This is a genomic window from Flavobacterium rhamnosiphilum (assembly GCF_004349195.1).
Classification (GTDB): domain Bacteria; phylum Bacteroidota; class Bacteroidia; order Flavobacteriales; family Flavobacteriaceae; genus Flavobacterium; species Flavobacterium rhamnosiphilum.
Genome location: NZ_SMLG01000004.1, coordinates 125,148 through 140,344 on the forward strand (window position 1 = coordinate 125,148; position 15,197 = coordinate 140,344).

The following is a 15,197-nucleotide window of genomic DNA, read 5'->3' on the forward strand; positions in this document are numbered from 1 at the left end:
ATGAAATTCATGAAAATAATCAGTTGCTTAATGCTAATCATCCTTTTTGCTGCTTGTGGCGTTAAAAACGGCACAGCAAATAAGCCTTTGTGGGTGATATCCTCACCTAGTGGTGATCAGATAACGAAAATTGATAAAACCGGAAAAACGGTAATTCCCAACGGTCGATTTATTACTCCTGCCGGAAAAAATATTAGTACTGCACCTCATCCATATGGATTAACCTTAAGTCCAAATGGTAAAATTGCAGTTACTGCTAATTCAGGAACTAATCCTCTATCGATTACCATTATTCGGGATATTTTATCCGATCATCCCGAAGTACAACAAGTTCCTCCGGGGCCGGCTACCGATAAAGGGGTATTGGCTTCGGTATTTATGGGTTTAGCAATTGCACCTGATAATAAAACGATATATGTTGCTGGCGGACAAGAGAATAAAGTATATTTATTTGATGCCCAATCCGGTGTAAAAAAAGACTCTATAGATTGCTCCTTTAGTGCTGAAGGGATTGATTATCGTCATGGTTATATTGGAGATATGAAGTTGTCGAAAGACGGTAAAACTTTGTATGCTGTCGATCAAATAGGTTTCAGAATGGTGATTCTGAATACCGAGACTAAAAAGCTGTCACATTCTGTTCCTGTAGGACGCTATCCGTTTGGAATTTGTCTGTCGCCAGACGAAAAAAAGGCGTATGTTGCTAATGTGGGCATGTTTGAATATTCTTATATTAAAGAAAGTAACGAAAAAGACGCTAAGATAAAACCAGTTGGTTTTCCGGCTTTTGCGTATGGTTCCAAAGAAATGCAAACGGGCATCCAGAACGATACTATAGCCATTAAAGGTTTAGGAGAACTTAATGCGATTGATGCTTTTTCGATTTTTGCCATCAATCTTGAAGATACTTTACAGCCAAAAGTTACAGCCAAAATTAAAACCGGACATTTGGTAGGTGCATTAATAGAGGGTATTCCAGCAGTAGGAGGTTCCAGTCCCAACTCAATTGTAGCGACTGATGATTATGTTTTTGTTAGTAATGGAACGAATGATAATATTTCGGTTATTTCTATTGCCAAGGATGCTGTGGTGAATACCATTGCACTGAAACCAGATAGCAGAGTGAAGCAATTTCGTGGTGTAATTCCTTTTGGTTTGGCTTTAAGCCCCGATCAAAAACGCTTGTATGTGGCTGAATCAGGTATAAATGCTGTGGGTGTTATCAATGTAGCGGATCAAAAAGTTTTAGGACATATTCCAACGGCTTGGTTTCCCTCAAAAATTGAAGTCAGCAAGGATGGTGAAAAACTGATTATTGCCAATGCCAAAGGATTTGGAAGTGGTCCTAATGGCGGAGCAGCTTTTAAATTGGGCTCTGATGGAAGTTACATCGGATCTTTGATGAAAGGGACGGTCCAAATCGTTGCTATTCCCAAAGACGAACAATTGAAGGAGATGACCAAACAAGTTATTTCCAATAACTTTCAATTCACGAATGTAACAGATTCTGTTTTTAAAAACAGAGCTAATAATCCTATCCCATTATATCCTGGAGCGCAAGAAAGTCCGATAAAGCATATTGTATTTATATCAAAAGAGAATAGAACCTATGATGAAGTTTTTGGACAACTAAAGAAAGGTAACGGAGATTCCACTTTAGCACGTTATGGTGAAAACGCTTCATTTTCAAACCGAAAAAAAACCGATTCCATTGCTAATACTACTGTTATGCCTAACCATTTGGCTTTAGCCAGACAATTCAGCATTTCAGATAATTTTTATGTAGATGCAGATGTTTCTGCAGATGGTCACCGTTGGTTGGTAAATACATACCCCAATGAATGGTGTGAAACTGCTACAGCAGCCAGTTATGGTGGTAACCGAGACTTTAAAGAAAACTCAAAAGCACCTGGATTTTTTGGTATGAATGGAGCGGCAGGAGCCATTTATCCGGAAGATTATAATGAAGCAGGTTCTATGTGGGATCATTTGGCACGCCATAATGTTGACTTCTATAATTTTGGTTTTAGCATTATGTTTGAGCCAGCATTATATAAAGCAGAATTTAAATACACGGGTATACAGCAATTTGTCAATTTTCCAATGCCACAACCCTTATTTGAAAGGACTTCTAAAATGTATCCCACTTATAATACTGCCATACCAGATCAATTCAGAATTGACCAATTTATAAAAGAATTTAATGCGAAATGGATGAATGGAAAAGGAATCATGCCTTCATTTTCAACAGTTATTATTCCAAATGACCATGGAGCAGATGATCGCCCTGAAGCTGGATATCCTTTTAGAGAAAGTTACATGGCTGATAATGATTTGGCAGTTGGTAGAATTGTAGAATATCTATCTCATACACCCTATTGGAAGAACATGTTAATTGTGATTACTGAAGATGATGCACAAAACGGAGTCGACCATGTTGATGCACATCGTAGTATACTGATGGTTATTTCTCCTTGGATAAAAAAAGATTATGTAGGGCATCAACATTATAGTTTTGGTAGCTTGTTTAAATCGTTTTGGAATATTCTCAGCATGCCCTATTTGAATCAGTATGATGCTGGAGCGACAGATTTAAGTGATCTTTTTACAACTATACCAAATTACAAACCATACAATGCTTTAGAAGTTAATCCTAAAGTTTTTGATCCTCAAAAAGCATTAGATCCTTTTGATGAAAAATTCAATTGGAAAGCACTTAAAGATGCACCAAAAATTGATAATGTGGAGGATATGTTTCGCGATAGTAAAGAACAAGATGCTTATCGTTTACAAAATAGGGAGAAAAAGCAATAATATTTATTTAATGATTATTTCTTCCTAACTGCAAGACCCGCTACATTATTCTTCATAAGAATAATGTAGGGGTCTTGTGTGTTTTGTTATAAAAAAATCAATTATCATATCCTTATATAAATCAGGCTGCACTTCTAAAATTATCAGTTCTGATTTCAAAGTTGTTTTATTTTTCGAGATATACCAACTTGTTTATCAACTTTATTAAGCCTCTTTTTCTTCATCAGTTTACATTCAATTAATGAAACAATAAACTCTTGTTAAAGATTTCTTAAAATTAAAAAGTTAACTAATAGTAAATATTTTATCAAATTTGCCTCGTAAAATTTACTAATAGTAACTATTTAATTATCTGATGAAAAATTTGAAAACTGTAATGAATTTATTATTGATGTTTACTACATCTCTAATTTTTGCACAAACAACCACATTTAAAGGTAAAGTGGTTGATGAACAAAACGTATCACTGCCAGGAGCAACCATCCTTATTAAAGGAAAAGCCACTGGTGTAGGAACTGATATGAATGGTAACTTTGAAATTGAATTGCCAAAAGGAAATGAAATTCTTACGGTTTCTTATCTGGGTTATTTGACTGTAGATTTTAATGCTGCAAATAAGCAAAGGGCAGTAATCGTTCTGATGGCAGATTCTCAAAATTTAAATGAAGTAGTTGTAACTGCTTTAGGGATTAAAAAGGAAAAAAAGAAATTGAGTTATTCTGTTCAAGAAGTTGAAGGAGATTTAGCAAAAGGCAGAGATGCTAATGTTATGAACTCGCTTTCGGGTAAAGTATCCGGTTTAATTGTAGCGGCATCATCAGAATTTTTTAGTAGTCCAAAATTATATTTACGCGGTAAGAGCCCACTTGTGGTTGTGGATGGTGTTCCGTTAGGGACAGACACCTATAATATCAGTCCAGATGATATAGAAAGTATTAATGTATTAAAAGGAGCAAATGCTGCTGCATTATACGGTTCTGTGGGTGGTAACGGCGCTGTGCAAATAACGACCAAAAGAGGAACTAAAAACAAGAAAGGTTTTGTAGTAGAATATAATAATAATTCTATATTTCAAGGAGGATACAATGCAATTCCTAGAACACAAAATTCGTATGGACCTGGGTCGTATGGTAATTATGCTTTTGTAGATGGTAAAGGCGGGGGAATAAATGATGCGGATTATGATCAATGGGGACCAAGATTTGACGGACAATTAATTACTCAATATGATAGTCCATTAGATTCACAAGGAAACAGAGTTGCGACACCATGGCTGGCAAGAGGGAAAAATAACTTTGAAAACTTCATGGAAAATGGTTTGTTAGTTACAAATAACATAGCCTTGGCCTCCACATTTGAAAAGGGAAATATTAGATTCTCCATATCAAATACACATCAAAAAGGGATTAATCCGAATACTAAATTAAATATTTACAACTACAATTTAAGCGGAAGATATAACCTAAGCGATAAAACATGGGTGGATGCCAGTTCTAATTTTAATTTTCAAACCTCACCTAATAATCCAAATGTTGAATACGGTCCTAACAGTTATTTATACAACATGCTGATTTGGGGTGGAGCCGATTATGATGTTAGAGATTTGAGAAATTACTGGCAAGAAGGAAAAGAAGGTTTACAACAAATAAACTTTGAATACCAACGCTACAATAATCCTTATTTTATGGCTTACGAATGGCTTAGAGGATATTATAAAAATGATTATTCAGGACAAGTTAGTTTGAATCATAAGTTTAATAATGACTTTGATGTGATATTAAGAACTAATATGGCGTTGAGTAACTTGTTTAGAGATGAAAAATTCCCGTATTCCATGACTACTTATGGAAGAGAAAAAGCCCAAGGGGATTATAAGGAGCAATACGATTATAAGTTCAAAAACTATTCGGATTTAATGTTGAATTATACTAAAACGATTCATGATTTTGGTGTTAAGGCTACGTTGGGAGCAAACATTAATACGGAGAAATACAGAAATTCATATGCGACTACCAACTATTTAATCATACCTGGATTGTATACCTTGAGTAACAGTCAAACTCCGGTGCAACCTACTAATTATAAAAGCCATTTTGAAACCTACAGCTGGTATGGTTCGTTAGATTTATCGTATAAATCATTCCTTTTTTTAGGAGCGACAGGAAGGTTTGATACTGATTCCAGATTACCGGAACAAAACAATACGTTCTTTTATCCTTCTGTAGGTGTGAGTGCGGTATTAAGTGAGGTGATTGACATTCCTTTAGTAGATTTCTTGAAAGTGAGAAGTTCTTATGCAAAGGTAGGTGGTTCATTAGATATTTACGGTAATCAAGATACGTATAGATTAAGAGATCCTTTTACAATTAATGGATCAACTTATAGTGCGGCGTATGTTGGAGAGGTTTTATCCAATAGTAATTTAGAACCTGCTTTTAACTCTTCTATAGAATTTGGTTTAGAAACCAGAATGCTTAAAAACAGATTAGGATTTGATGTAACGTATTATGAAAATACAAACGGACCACAAATCTTTGACTTAAGATATTCTGAAACATCCGGATATCTTGGAAGTAAAGAAAATGGAATTACAACTAAAACAAAAGGTGTAGAGGTTTCTTTATTTGTTAAACCAGTAAAAAGCGAAAATTTTAATTGGAACTTCAATCTAAACTGGTCAACTTATAAAGAGTATCTGCAAGAAGTTTATGCAGGTATAGAAAATAATGGAAGAATTAAAATTGGTGAACGTGTTGATGGATTCTATATCAATGATTTTATGAGAACTAATGACGGAACTCTAATTGTAGGCAGTAATGGTAAGCCTTTAGTAAATTCATACCAGACTAAAGTAGGGTATAAAGCGCCTGATTGGGCATTGGGTGTTACGAATAATGTCAGCTATAAAAACCTTGCCTTGAACTTCACTTTTGACGGAAGATATGGTGGAAAAATAGAGAATTATGTAAACCGTAAAATGTGGCAAAGTGGTAGACATGAATGGAGCGATACGCCAGAAAGAGCGAATGATGTACAAGGTGTTAAATCGTATGTAACGGATGGAGTTGTGATAACCGGAGGAGAATTAGTAACAGACGGTCAAGGAAATGTATTGTCAGATTCAAGAACTTTTGCACCCAATACAACCAAAATGTATTATCAGGATTACGCTAAAGCCTATCACGGAAATGTTGCTGCCAATATTATAGATAAAACCTTTTTTAAACTTAGAGAAGTGAGTATTACCTATAATTTTCCTAAATCATTTCTGAAAAAATCATTCATCAATGACGCTTCTATTTCATTGATAGGAAGGGATTTATTGTATTTTTCTAAAAACAAAAACATTGATTTAGATCAGTTTCTTAATGAAGGTTCTTCTCCTTTACAAACGCCTACAGTAAAAAGTTATGGTCTTAACTTAAACTTTAAATTCTAAAAAGAACAAAAATGAAAACATTAAATATATATAAAAGCATACTGATTCTTGCACTGATTTTCTTGGTTAGTTCATGTACCAATTTTGATGAAATAACTGATGATCCCAACCGAGCTACCAGTGTTCCTCCATCGATGTTATTATCTGAGGTGTTGCGGGTGATGAATAATGTAGGTGAAGAAGGGCCATGGTCAGAAGCTCAAAGAGATAATCAATTTTGGGCAATTTCTTTTGATTATTATGGAGATCAAGATTATAACTGGGGATCTGCTCCTTTCCGTTACACCACTTTGTCTAATGTTGAAGCAATGGAAAAAGAAGCTGCTAATTTAGATACCAAAAACAAGTATGGTGCCTTGGCTAAGTTTTTTAAAGCGTACTTTTTAGATTATATGTCTAAAAGAGTTGGGGATATCCCAATGTCCGAAGCTTTAAAAGCGAATACTGCTGAAAAAATTACACAGCCCAAATACGATAGTCAAAAAGCTGTATATGTTGAAATATTATCCCTTCTTGAAGCGGCAAATACCCAAATCACATTGGCGCAGACCGAAGTTGGAACAGGAAATGTAGAAGGCGATTTTTTACATGAAGGTGATTTAAGCAAATGGCAAAAAACCATCAACGCCTTTCGTTTAAGAGTTTTAATTGGTTTGAGTAAAAAAACTACTGAATTAGATGTTGTCAGTCAATTCAATCAAGTGGTGTCTAATCCATCGAAGTATCCATTAATGGTGGGAATGGATGATAATTTGGCTTGTAATTTTTCAGATGAAAATGGAAATAATTACGAACTAAACCCCAGTAATTATGGTTTCAATAGAAACAGAAATATTATGGGAGGCACTTATTTGGATATCTTAAAACTAAATAATGACCCTAGAATTTATATTGTTGCCGACCCTGCGAAATTTTATTACAATGCAGCTGATCCATTAAACTTAAACGCTTATATCGCGGCGAACACAGGGGATGATCAAGGTGCTATGCAAGTAGCTTCGGATGAAGGAAAACTATCTTATCCTAGTGAGAAAAGATATTATAGCACTTACAAAGGAGAAGATTATATTTTAATTGGATATGCTGAGCAACAGTTTGTTATTGCTGAGGCTATTAATAGAGGTTGGGTAACTGGCGATGCAGCCGCATACTACAATCAGGGAATCACAGCTTCTATGCAATTCTACTCTGTTTCAAATGCTGATGTTGCTACCTTTTTGGCCAGTTTAAACATGGTATACAAAGGAAATAACACGGCAGGTTTAGAGCAAATTCTTAGTCAAAAGTATGTTGCTTTTTTCCAAAATTCAGAAAGAGAATCGTATTTCAATTACAGAAGAACCGGTATTCCTGCATTTAATGTTGGACCAGCTAATAACAATGGAGGAAAAATACCGATGCGTTGGAAATACCCACAAGCTGAATTTGAAACCAATAAAACCAATGTTAATACTGCATTGACAAGTCAATATGGAGGATCAGATGATATCAATGCCAAAATGTGGTTGTTAAAATAATCCACAATGAATTCTACAAAATATTTTATCATGGCTATAGGGATATTTTCCCTATGGTCTTGTACTACTACATCAAAAAATAAAATAAAATGAAAAAATCAATTTTACTGACAAGCCTATTTACTGTATTCTTTTTAGGAGCTCAAGCACAACATAAAAAAGAAACCCCAAAAACAAAAATTGTTCTAATCACTTTAGATGGTTTACGTTGGCAAGAACTTTTTACTGGCGCCGATGCTAATCTTATCGAAAATAAAGACTTTGTGCATGATGCAGGGGAACTAAAAACTAAATTTTGGAGAAACACAGCAACCGAAAGGAGAGCAGTTTTGATGCCTTTTTTATGGAATAAAGTCACTCAAATGGGGCAATTGCACGGAAACAGAAACGAAGGAAACAAAGTGAATCTTACGAATTCCATGTGGTTTTCCTATCCGGGATATAACGAAATTTTAACCGGTTCTTCTGACGATAAAAGAATTGCGAGTAACGATAAATTCAATAATCCGAATACGACAGTTTTAGAAAAAATAAATAATATGGCGCCTTACAAAGGGAAAGTTGCCGCTTTTGGGAGTTGGGATGTGTTTCCTTATATCATAAACGAAGAACGTTCCGGAATTCCTGTAAATGCAGGTTTTGAATCCGCAACAGGGAATACTCTTAGTCCAAATGAAATTTTCCTGAATGAATTGCAAACACAAATTCCGTCTCCGTTCGGTAGCGTTAGATTAGATGCTTTTACCTCACATTACGCATTGGAATACATGAAAAAAGAGCATCCTGAATTGGTGTACATTTCCTATGGAGAGACAGATGATTTTGCACATGAAGGCAATTATAATGCGTATTTAACAGCGGCAAATAATACAGATGCTTTGATACAACAATTGTGGGATTTCACACAAAGCGATCCTTTTTATAAAGACAATACGGTTTTTATTCTTTCTACAGATCACGGTAGAGGGACACAACCATTAGACACTTGGAAGCATCATGGGGCTAAAATAGTAGGTGCAGATCAGGTTTGGTTTATAGTTTTTGGAAATAATGTTGAGGCATTAGGTGAAGTTAAAACAACAGAACAGTTGTTTAGCACTCAAATCGCACCAACCGTTTTACAGGTTTTAGACAGCAAACTAAAAGATGCTGAAATGAAAGGCAACCCGATAAAAGTATTCAATAACTAATGCAAAAGTTAGCAAAAAAATCGAGTATTCCTTTTGTGTTGAATGCTTCACTGGCTTCGTTCGGGGCTTATTTTTGCATGTATGCCTTCAGGAAACCCTTTAGTGTAGCCACATTTGAAGGGATGGAAGTTTTTCATATTGATTACAAAATTATTTTAATCATCGCACAAGTATTGGGTTATGCACTTTCTAAATTTATTGGAATTAAAGTGGTTTCCGAATTAAAAGCAAGCCAACGAGCGTATTATTTGGTGGGATTAATTCTCATTGCCGAACTGGCTTTGGTTTTATTTGCTTTGGTGCCTCAACCGTTTAATGTAGTTTTTATGTTGCTGAATGGGGTTCCTTTAGGAATGATTTGGGGAATTGTTTTTTCGTACCTCGAAGGCCGAAAATTTACCGAAATATTAGGGGTAGCCCTAAGTACCAGCTTTATAGTTTCAAGTGGTGTAGTGAAATCAGTTGGGCTTTTCGTGATGACTTCTTGGGGCTTTTCGGAGTTTTGGATGCCTGCCGTTACAGGAGCATTATTTGTCTTGCCCTTACTATTTTTTACCTGGTTATTGGAAAAAATTCCAAAACCAAGTCAGGAAGATATTGAACTGCGCTCCGAACGTATTCCAATGACTGGAAAAGATAGGAAAAATTTGGTGTTGAAGTTTTTATTTCCAATAACCATATGGGTTTTGTTTTATACATTCCTGACCGCTTTTAGAGATTTCAGGGACAATTTTTCCCGTGAATTATGGGATACTATTGGCTATAAAGGCGATGTATCGGTGTATTCCAGTTCTGAAACATTGATTGCTTTCATTGTACTATTAGTGTTAGGTTTTGCGTTTTATTTTAGGGACAATAGGAAAGCTTTATTCTTTTACCAATTTTTGCTTTTGGTAGGATCCATTTCGTTAGGATTTTCAACCTATTTATTTCACTCCGGAAATTTAAACCCATTCACTTGGATGGTTGTTTCGGGCTTTGGATTATATATTTGTTACGTCCCTTTTAACTGTCTGTTTTTTGATCGTTTTATAGGAGCTTTCCGGATCAAAGGGAATGCCGGTTTCTTGATTTACCTTGCGGATACCTTTGGTTATTTAGGAAGTGTTGTTGTTTTGTTGTATAAGAATTTTGGACAATCCGGTTTGTCTTGGATTGATTTTTTTATGTACAGCGCGTATTCGGTTGCAGGAATCGGAGCCCTTGTCACCATCAGTTCAACTCTTTATTTAAAAGGAAAATATAAAAAACATAAAAATCATAATGTAAATTTTAAATTAGTATTAGATGAAACCAATGTATGATCTTATAGTTGTTGGTAGCGGAGTTTTAGGTACTTTTCACGCCTATCATGCCTTGAAAAAAGGACTTAGGGTAGCTATTATAGAGAAAGATAAAATGCCAAAAGGAGCAACAATTCAAAATTTTGGTCAAGTAGTTCCCTCTGGAATGGACTCAAAATGGCAAGCATATGGAAGAGAAAGTTTGGCGATTTATAAAGAAATTCAAAGCCAATTTGATATCTCAATCCGTCAAAACGGATCCGTTTATTTAGCTTCGAATGAGGAAGAAATACAGCTAATAGAAGAGCTATTTCAAATTAACCAATCGAATAATTATCAATCCCATTTATTGACTAAACAAGAATGTCTGGATAAATACCCGGGTTTGCGTTCCGATTATGTAAAAGCAGGATTGTTTTTCCCAGAAGAAGTTACTGTGGAACCCCGAACGATGATTTACAGGTTACAAGAGTTTATGATTTATAAAATGGGGCTAAAACTAATCACCAATACAAGTATTGTTAATTGTGAATCTACGCCAAACGGAGTCACTCTTTCAAGTGCTGCAAATGAGGAATTCTCAGCCAGTAAAGTGATTATTTGTAATGGGAATGAGTTTAAAAATTTGTTTCCAACACTCTTTAACGAAAGTGATTTAGAAGTTTCTAAGTTGCAAATGATGCAAACCAAACCACAGCAAAATTATACACTTGATGGTTCCATACTTACCGGTTTGTCTATCAGAAGATACGAGGCGTTTTATGAATGTCCTTCCTTTAAATCTATTAAAGCAAAAGAAAATCCGGATGCTTTAGAGAAAAAATGGGGCGTGCATATCTTGTTTAAACAGGCGGCCGATGGTTCTGTCATTTTGGGCGATTCCCATCATTATGCTGATGCTAAAAATATAGATGATTTGGGTTTTGACTTAGACATGGATATTGATAATTTCATGATACAAGAAGCCAAAAAAATCATTGATTTACCCAATTATGAGATTCAAAACAGATGGTATGGCATGTATTCGCAATGCAAAACCAAAGACATTTTTGAGCATACAATAGGCGGTAATATTCATATCATAACAGGAATAGGCGGTAAGGGAATGACAGGTAGTGCCGGATTTTCAAAAGAAAATATAAATAAAATTTTTAATACATAAGAATGAAACAAAGAATAGAATTGGTGGTCTTTGACATGGCCGGAACAACAGTAGACGAGGGAAATGTCGTTTACAAAACAGTACAGAAAGTGATTAATGACGAAGGGTTTAATGTTAGTTTAGAGGAGGTTCTAAAGTATGGGGCAGGAAAAGAAAAACATCAGGCGATAACAGATGTTTTAAAAGAGTGCACACCATTAATTAATGTTAGTCCAGTAGCTGATAAAGCATTCTCAAAATTTAAAGTGGCCTTGAAAAATGCCTATAATACATTAGAAATTAAAACTTTTGCAGGCACAGAACAACTTTTTAATGATCTAAAGAACGGTCATATTAAAGTAGTTTTAAATACGGGTTATGACTGCAAAACTGCCCATTTGTTATTAGAAAAATTGGGATGGATTGTAGGTGAAACTATTGATGGATTAATAACGGCAGATGATGTAGAAAATGGAAGGCCTGAAGGGGATATGATTCTTTTGGCAATGAAAAATACAGGTGTAATCAACCCTGAAAAAGTAATGAAAGTTGGCGATTCCGCTATTGATATTGAAGAAGGTAAAAATGCTAATTGTGGCATCACAGTTGGGGTATTAACCGGAGCTCAAAACAGAGCTCAAATTCAAGAAGCAAATCCGACTTACATCATAGAAAGTTTAAATGAATTAAGAGCGATTCTCTGCTGATTTTTTGTTTAGTTATTTTGTTAAACTCCTCTTTTTGATATACTAAAAAGGGGAGTTTTTATTTTATAAAATCATTCCTTTTGGGTGTTTAAAAAAAAGTAAAGCACCAGCATTTTAGCAGAGATTTTTCCCTTATTGGCTGGAACATGGGGTATTCTACCGTCAAAAAAAATAGAATCTCCTTCTTTTAGAAGAACTTCTTCCTCTCCAATGGTATAAAAACATTCGCCAGAAATCATGTATTTGAATTCATAGGCATCCGTTTCTACTTTGTCTCTTTGAGAGTTTGGTTGCACTTCAAGTAAAACAGCTTCAAATCCGATAGAGGAGAGTTGTTTGCCAAAAATATATTTATAAGTAAAGCCTTTTGCATCATCTTCCTTTTCAATAGTAGCGTTTTCTTCAGATCGAGAAACAATATAACTAAGTTCGGAAGGTTTAGGCATGCCCTCAAAGAAATCGGAGACTTTAATTTCCAGTGCATTGATGATATTGAGTAAAACGGGTAATGAAGGGATAGTTCTTCCGTTTTCAATTCTGGAAATAAGGCCACTACTCACCTCAGCTGTACTAGCGACATTACTAATTGTCTTTTTATTTGTTTTTCGAATATCCTTAATTCTCTTTCCTATGCCTATTAAGTAGTCATTCATTGCTTTTTTGTATTTACTACGAATATCTTAATTTAACTTGATATAAAAAAGGAGGCGTCTTTTTTAATGTAATTATTTTTGGTTGAATCAGGATGTAATATATGATTGATAGCACGCAAAGCATTAAGAGTATTGGTATCGTTTAGGAGTAAATAAAGAAGCTTTAGGGTAAAAAATGAGCTGAATAGTATAAAAAGTAAACGATTTGTTAATTGAAAAATAGTTGTTTATAATGCTCTTTGTATTTGATTTTTAGTCTTTTTTTGTCGAGGATTTTATACCAGGATAATACGGGTATTCATACTTTTTTAGTACAGCTGGAGTACAAATAGTATTAATTAAATAAAACAAAAAATAAAAGGATATTACCATTTATCGGATTCAAGTTTTTTTACATGATAATAGTGTAAGAAGTACTTCTTCCTCCTTTATCATCTTTAATTAAGATTCCTTTTGAAATTAGATCTTGAATATCTCTTAAAGCTGTATCAGGAGAACATTTTGTAATCTTTGCCCATTTTGTTGTGGTCAGTTTCCCTTCAAAGCTATCTAGCATCTTATTAAGAAGTAATTTTTGTCTTTCGTTCAATGTAACGTTGTTTTGTTTTTCCCAAAAACCAGCTTTTGATAGTACTTGTTCTAAGGTACTATTTGTTACATTCAAGGCTGCTAATAGGTTTTCAAAAAACCAATGTAACCACTTTGTAATGTCTAAATTCCCTTTTTGAGTTTGTTCCAGAATAGTATAGTACTCGTTACGTTGCAAAAGAATTTGTGCTGACATACTGTAAAAACGTTTCGAACTTCTATCGGCTTTACACAATTGCATATCAGTAATAGCTCTTGCAATACGACCATTCCCATCATCAAAAGGATGTAGGGTGATGAACCATAAATGGGCAATCCCTGCTTTCAATACGGGATCTAAAGTCTTTTCATTAGAAAACCAATCTAAAAATTGATTCATTTCTGTCTCTAAAAAAATCGCATCTGGAGCTTGGAAATGTACTTTCTCTCTTCCAAATCCACCAGAAACTACTTGCATAGGACCATTATCATCAGTTCTCCATTGGCCAATATTTATTTTATACATTCCGCTTCTTCCTGTTGGGAATAAACAGTTGTGCCATCCAAATAATCTATCTTTTGATAAAATGGAATTAAAATTTTGTGTAGCATCAAGCATCATTTCTACTACTCCGTCAACATTTCTATCAGAAGGAACTGATCCTGCGATATACATTCCCAAATGTCTAGCAATGGAAGAACGTACTTGATCCGTATTCAGTATTTCACCTTCTATTTCAGAGGATTTTAAAACATCAACTGTTAAGGTGTCTAACAAAGCTTGTTCCTGCAACGCAAATCCCATAGCTTCCATTTTTCCCATGAGTTTGCCTTGCTTGTTTCTTACTTCTCCAAGTAATGATTGCAAAGCGTTTGTATCCCAAGTGAAGCTTGGCCAATTTTTATTTTGATAGATATATTTCATTATTCTCCGCATTTTTGCGGTAAATATACGAATTATTCTCCGCATTTAAAATTATTGTCCGCAAATAATGCGGTTATTAATGTGTTTAACCACCGCAGAATAGTATATTTAGCAACAAATTAAAAAACTAGTTCTTCAAAAATTTAATAACACTATAAGCATAAATAATTTGCTTAATTTAAATTGGATGATATGAAGATAGTGGTAGAATTACCCCGTTGGGTTTAATTATTCAAACTGTCAGGCTGAGCGCAGTTGAAGCCCAGCATAGTAAAAAACGTCAATGGTAGTGTTTTTTTGTGGAGTAAAACGGAACAGAAAAAGTATCGAGAACCGCTTAATTCTAAATTTTCTGTTGTCAAGATGTTCATTATTTAAATTATTTGTTAGACAAGGTCACGTTTGAAATTCGGGGACCTAAAAATTATTTTTTATTGGGTAACCGAATTTGCATCCTTACGATTATGATTTAATGATGATTTTTGAAATTAGTAAAAATGAAAAAGCCTGTAAATCCTAAGATTTACAGGCTTTTGGCTTCAATTGAAAATGAATTTGTGGAGTCGCCGGGAATCGAACCCGGGTCCAAACAAGCAACTAAAAAGCTTTCTACGCGTTTATTTCCTGATTGGGTTTTCGATAGTGTGCTAGGCCAGAAACAGCCACACAATACTTATCTTCTTAATTTCGAAATCCACCCGAAGCTTATGAAAATCTAGGTTTAAATTTACGATTCACCTTTATCGACCGCTATAAACCAAAGCTTTCGAGGTAAATCCTGCTTTCCTATCTGATAGGAACGAGGCTAATCTTACTATGATTCAGATTATGCAGCAAGAGCGTAGTTTCCTTCGCCGTGTATGTGTTTTGAAACCTTTTATTAACGAGAATTGTCCCAGTTCTCGACGTGCTTACTTCTCAATTCGACTTGCTGTCAAAACCAGTCGACCCCCTTTTTTAT

At 34.8% G+C, this 15,197-nt stretch carries 9 protein-coding genes and 1 other RNA gene; 7 read left to right on the top strand and 3 right to left on the bottom strand.

Annotation, left to right across the window (positions count from 1 at the left end; translation table 11 throughout):
* The 7 genes from E0I26_RS07060 to E0I26_RS07090 all read left to right on the top strand — a co-directional run bounded on the left by E0I26_RS07060 (nucleotide 1) and on the right by E0I26_RS07090 (nucleotide 12,091).
* Complete coding sequence (locus tag E0I26_RS07060; RefSeq protein WP_205728780.1) at nucleotides 1–2,814, top strand: bifunctional YncE family protein/alkaline phosphatase family protein; 2,814 nt, start codon at nucleotides 1–3, stop codon at nucleotides 2,812–2,814.
* A 355-nt stretch (nucleotides 2,815–3,169) separates the two neighbouring features.
* Nucleotides 3,170–6,253 carry a SusC/RagA family TonB-linked outer membrane protein gene (locus E0I26_RS07065; protein ID WP_131915790.1) on the top strand — a complete coding sequence of 1,028 codons (3,084 nt, stop codon included), beginning with the start codon at nucleotides 3,170–3,172 and terminating at the stop codon, nucleotides 6,251–6,253.
* Between the two features lie 11 nt (nucleotides 6,254–6,264).
* Nucleotides 6,265–7,770 carry a SusD/RagB family nutrient-binding outer membrane lipoprotein gene (locus E0I26_RS07070; RefSeq protein ID WP_131915791.1) on the top strand — a complete coding sequence of 502 codons (1,506 nt, stop codon included), beginning with the start codon at nucleotides 6,265–6,267 and terminating at the stop codon, nucleotides 7,768–7,770.
* An 89-nt stretch (nucleotides 7,771–7,859) separates the two neighbouring features.
* Nucleotides 7,860–8,960 carry an alkaline phosphatase family protein gene (locus tag E0I26_RS07075; RefSeq protein WP_131915792.1) on the top strand — a complete coding sequence of 367 codons (1,101 nt, stop codon included), beginning with the start codon at nucleotides 7,860–7,862 and terminating at the stop codon, nucleotides 8,958–8,960.
* Nucleotides 8,960–10,264 (top strand): DUF5690 family protein, encoded by a 1,305-nt coding sequence (locus tag E0I26_RS07080; protein ID WP_131915793.1) that lies wholly within the window; start codon nucleotides 8,960–8,962, stop codon nucleotides 10,262–10,264. Before E0I26_RS07075 ends, E0I26_RS07080 begins: the two co-directional genes overlap by 1 nt.
* Nucleotides 10,248–11,405: a TIGR03364 family FAD-dependent oxidoreductase gene (locus E0I26_RS07085; RefSeq protein ID WP_131915794.1), complete on the top strand. Its 1,158-nt coding sequence runs from the start codon at nucleotides 10,248–10,250 to the stop codon at nucleotides 11,403–11,405. Before E0I26_RS07080 ends, E0I26_RS07085 begins: the two co-directional genes overlap by 17 nt.
* A gap of 2 nt (nucleotides 11,406–11,407) precedes the next feature.
* Nucleotides 11,408–12,091 carry a phosphonatase-like hydrolase gene (locus E0I26_RS07090; RefSeq protein WP_131915795.1) on the top strand — a complete coding sequence of 228 codons (684 nt, stop codon included), beginning with the start codon at nucleotides 11,408–11,410 and terminating at the stop codon, nucleotides 12,089–12,091.
* 71 nt (nucleotides 12,092–12,162) lie between these two features.
* Here E0I26_RS07090 and E0I26_RS07095 read toward each other — a convergent pair whose 3' ends face one another.
* From E0I26_RS07095 to ssrA, 3 genes are all read right to left on the bottom strand, one after another.
* Nucleotides 12,163–12,744, bottom strand: a complete 582-nt coding sequence (locus E0I26_RS07095; protein WP_131915796.1) for a helix-turn-helix domain-containing protein — start codon at nucleotides 12,742–12,744, stop codon at nucleotides 12,163–12,165.
* Nucleotides 12,745–13,135: 391 nt separating this feature from the next.
* Nucleotides 13,136–14,236 (bottom strand): Fic family protein, encoded by a 1,101-nt coding sequence (locus E0I26_RS07100; RefSeq protein ID WP_131915797.1) that lies wholly within the window; start codon nucleotides 14,234–14,236, stop codon nucleotides 13,136–13,138.
* Nucleotides 14,237–14,791: 555 nt separating this feature from the next.
* Nucleotides 14,792–15,188: a transfer-messenger RNA gene (ssrA, locus tag E0I26_RS07105) on the bottom strand.
* Between the last annotated feature and the right edge of the window lie 9 nt (nucleotides 15,189–15,197).

Excerpts from the sequence above, each read along its gene's own strand:
- E0I26_RS07075 (WP_131915792.1), top strand. The coding sequence starts at position 7,860 with ATGAAAAAATCAATTTTACTGACAAGCCTATTTACTGTATTCTTTTTA.
- E0I26_RS07090 (WP_131915795.1), top strand. The coding sequence starts at position 11,408 with ATGAAACAAAGAATAGAATTGGTGGTCTTTGACATGGCCGGAACAACA.
- E0I26_RS07070 (WP_131915791.1), top strand. The coding sequence starts at position 6,265 with ATGAAAACATTAAATATATATAAAAGCATACTGATTCTTGCACTGATT.
- E0I26_RS07095 (WP_131915796.1), bottom strand. The coding sequence starts at position 12,744 with ATGAATGACTACTTAATAGGCATAGGAAAGAGAATTAAGGATATTCGA.
- E0I26_RS07085 (WP_131915794.1), top strand. The coding sequence starts at position 10,248 with ATGAAACCAATGTATGATCTTATAGTTGTTGGTAGCGGAGTTTTAGGT.
- E0I26_RS07060 (WP_205728780.1), top strand. The coding sequence starts at position 1 with ATGAAATTCATGAAAATAATCAGTTGCTTAATGCTAATCATCCTTTTT.
- E0I26_RS07080 (WP_131915793.1), top strand. The coding sequence starts at position 8,960 with ATGCAAAAGTTAGCAAAAAAATCGAGTATTCCTTTTGTGTTGAATGCT.
- E0I26_RS07065 (WP_131915790.1), top strand. The coding sequence starts at position 3,170 with ATGAAAAATTTGAAAACTGTAATGAATTTATTATTGATGTTTACTACA.
- E0I26_RS07100 (WP_131915797.1), bottom strand. The coding sequence starts at position 14,236 with ATGAAATATATCTATCAAAATAAAAATTGGCCAAGCTTCACTTGGGAT.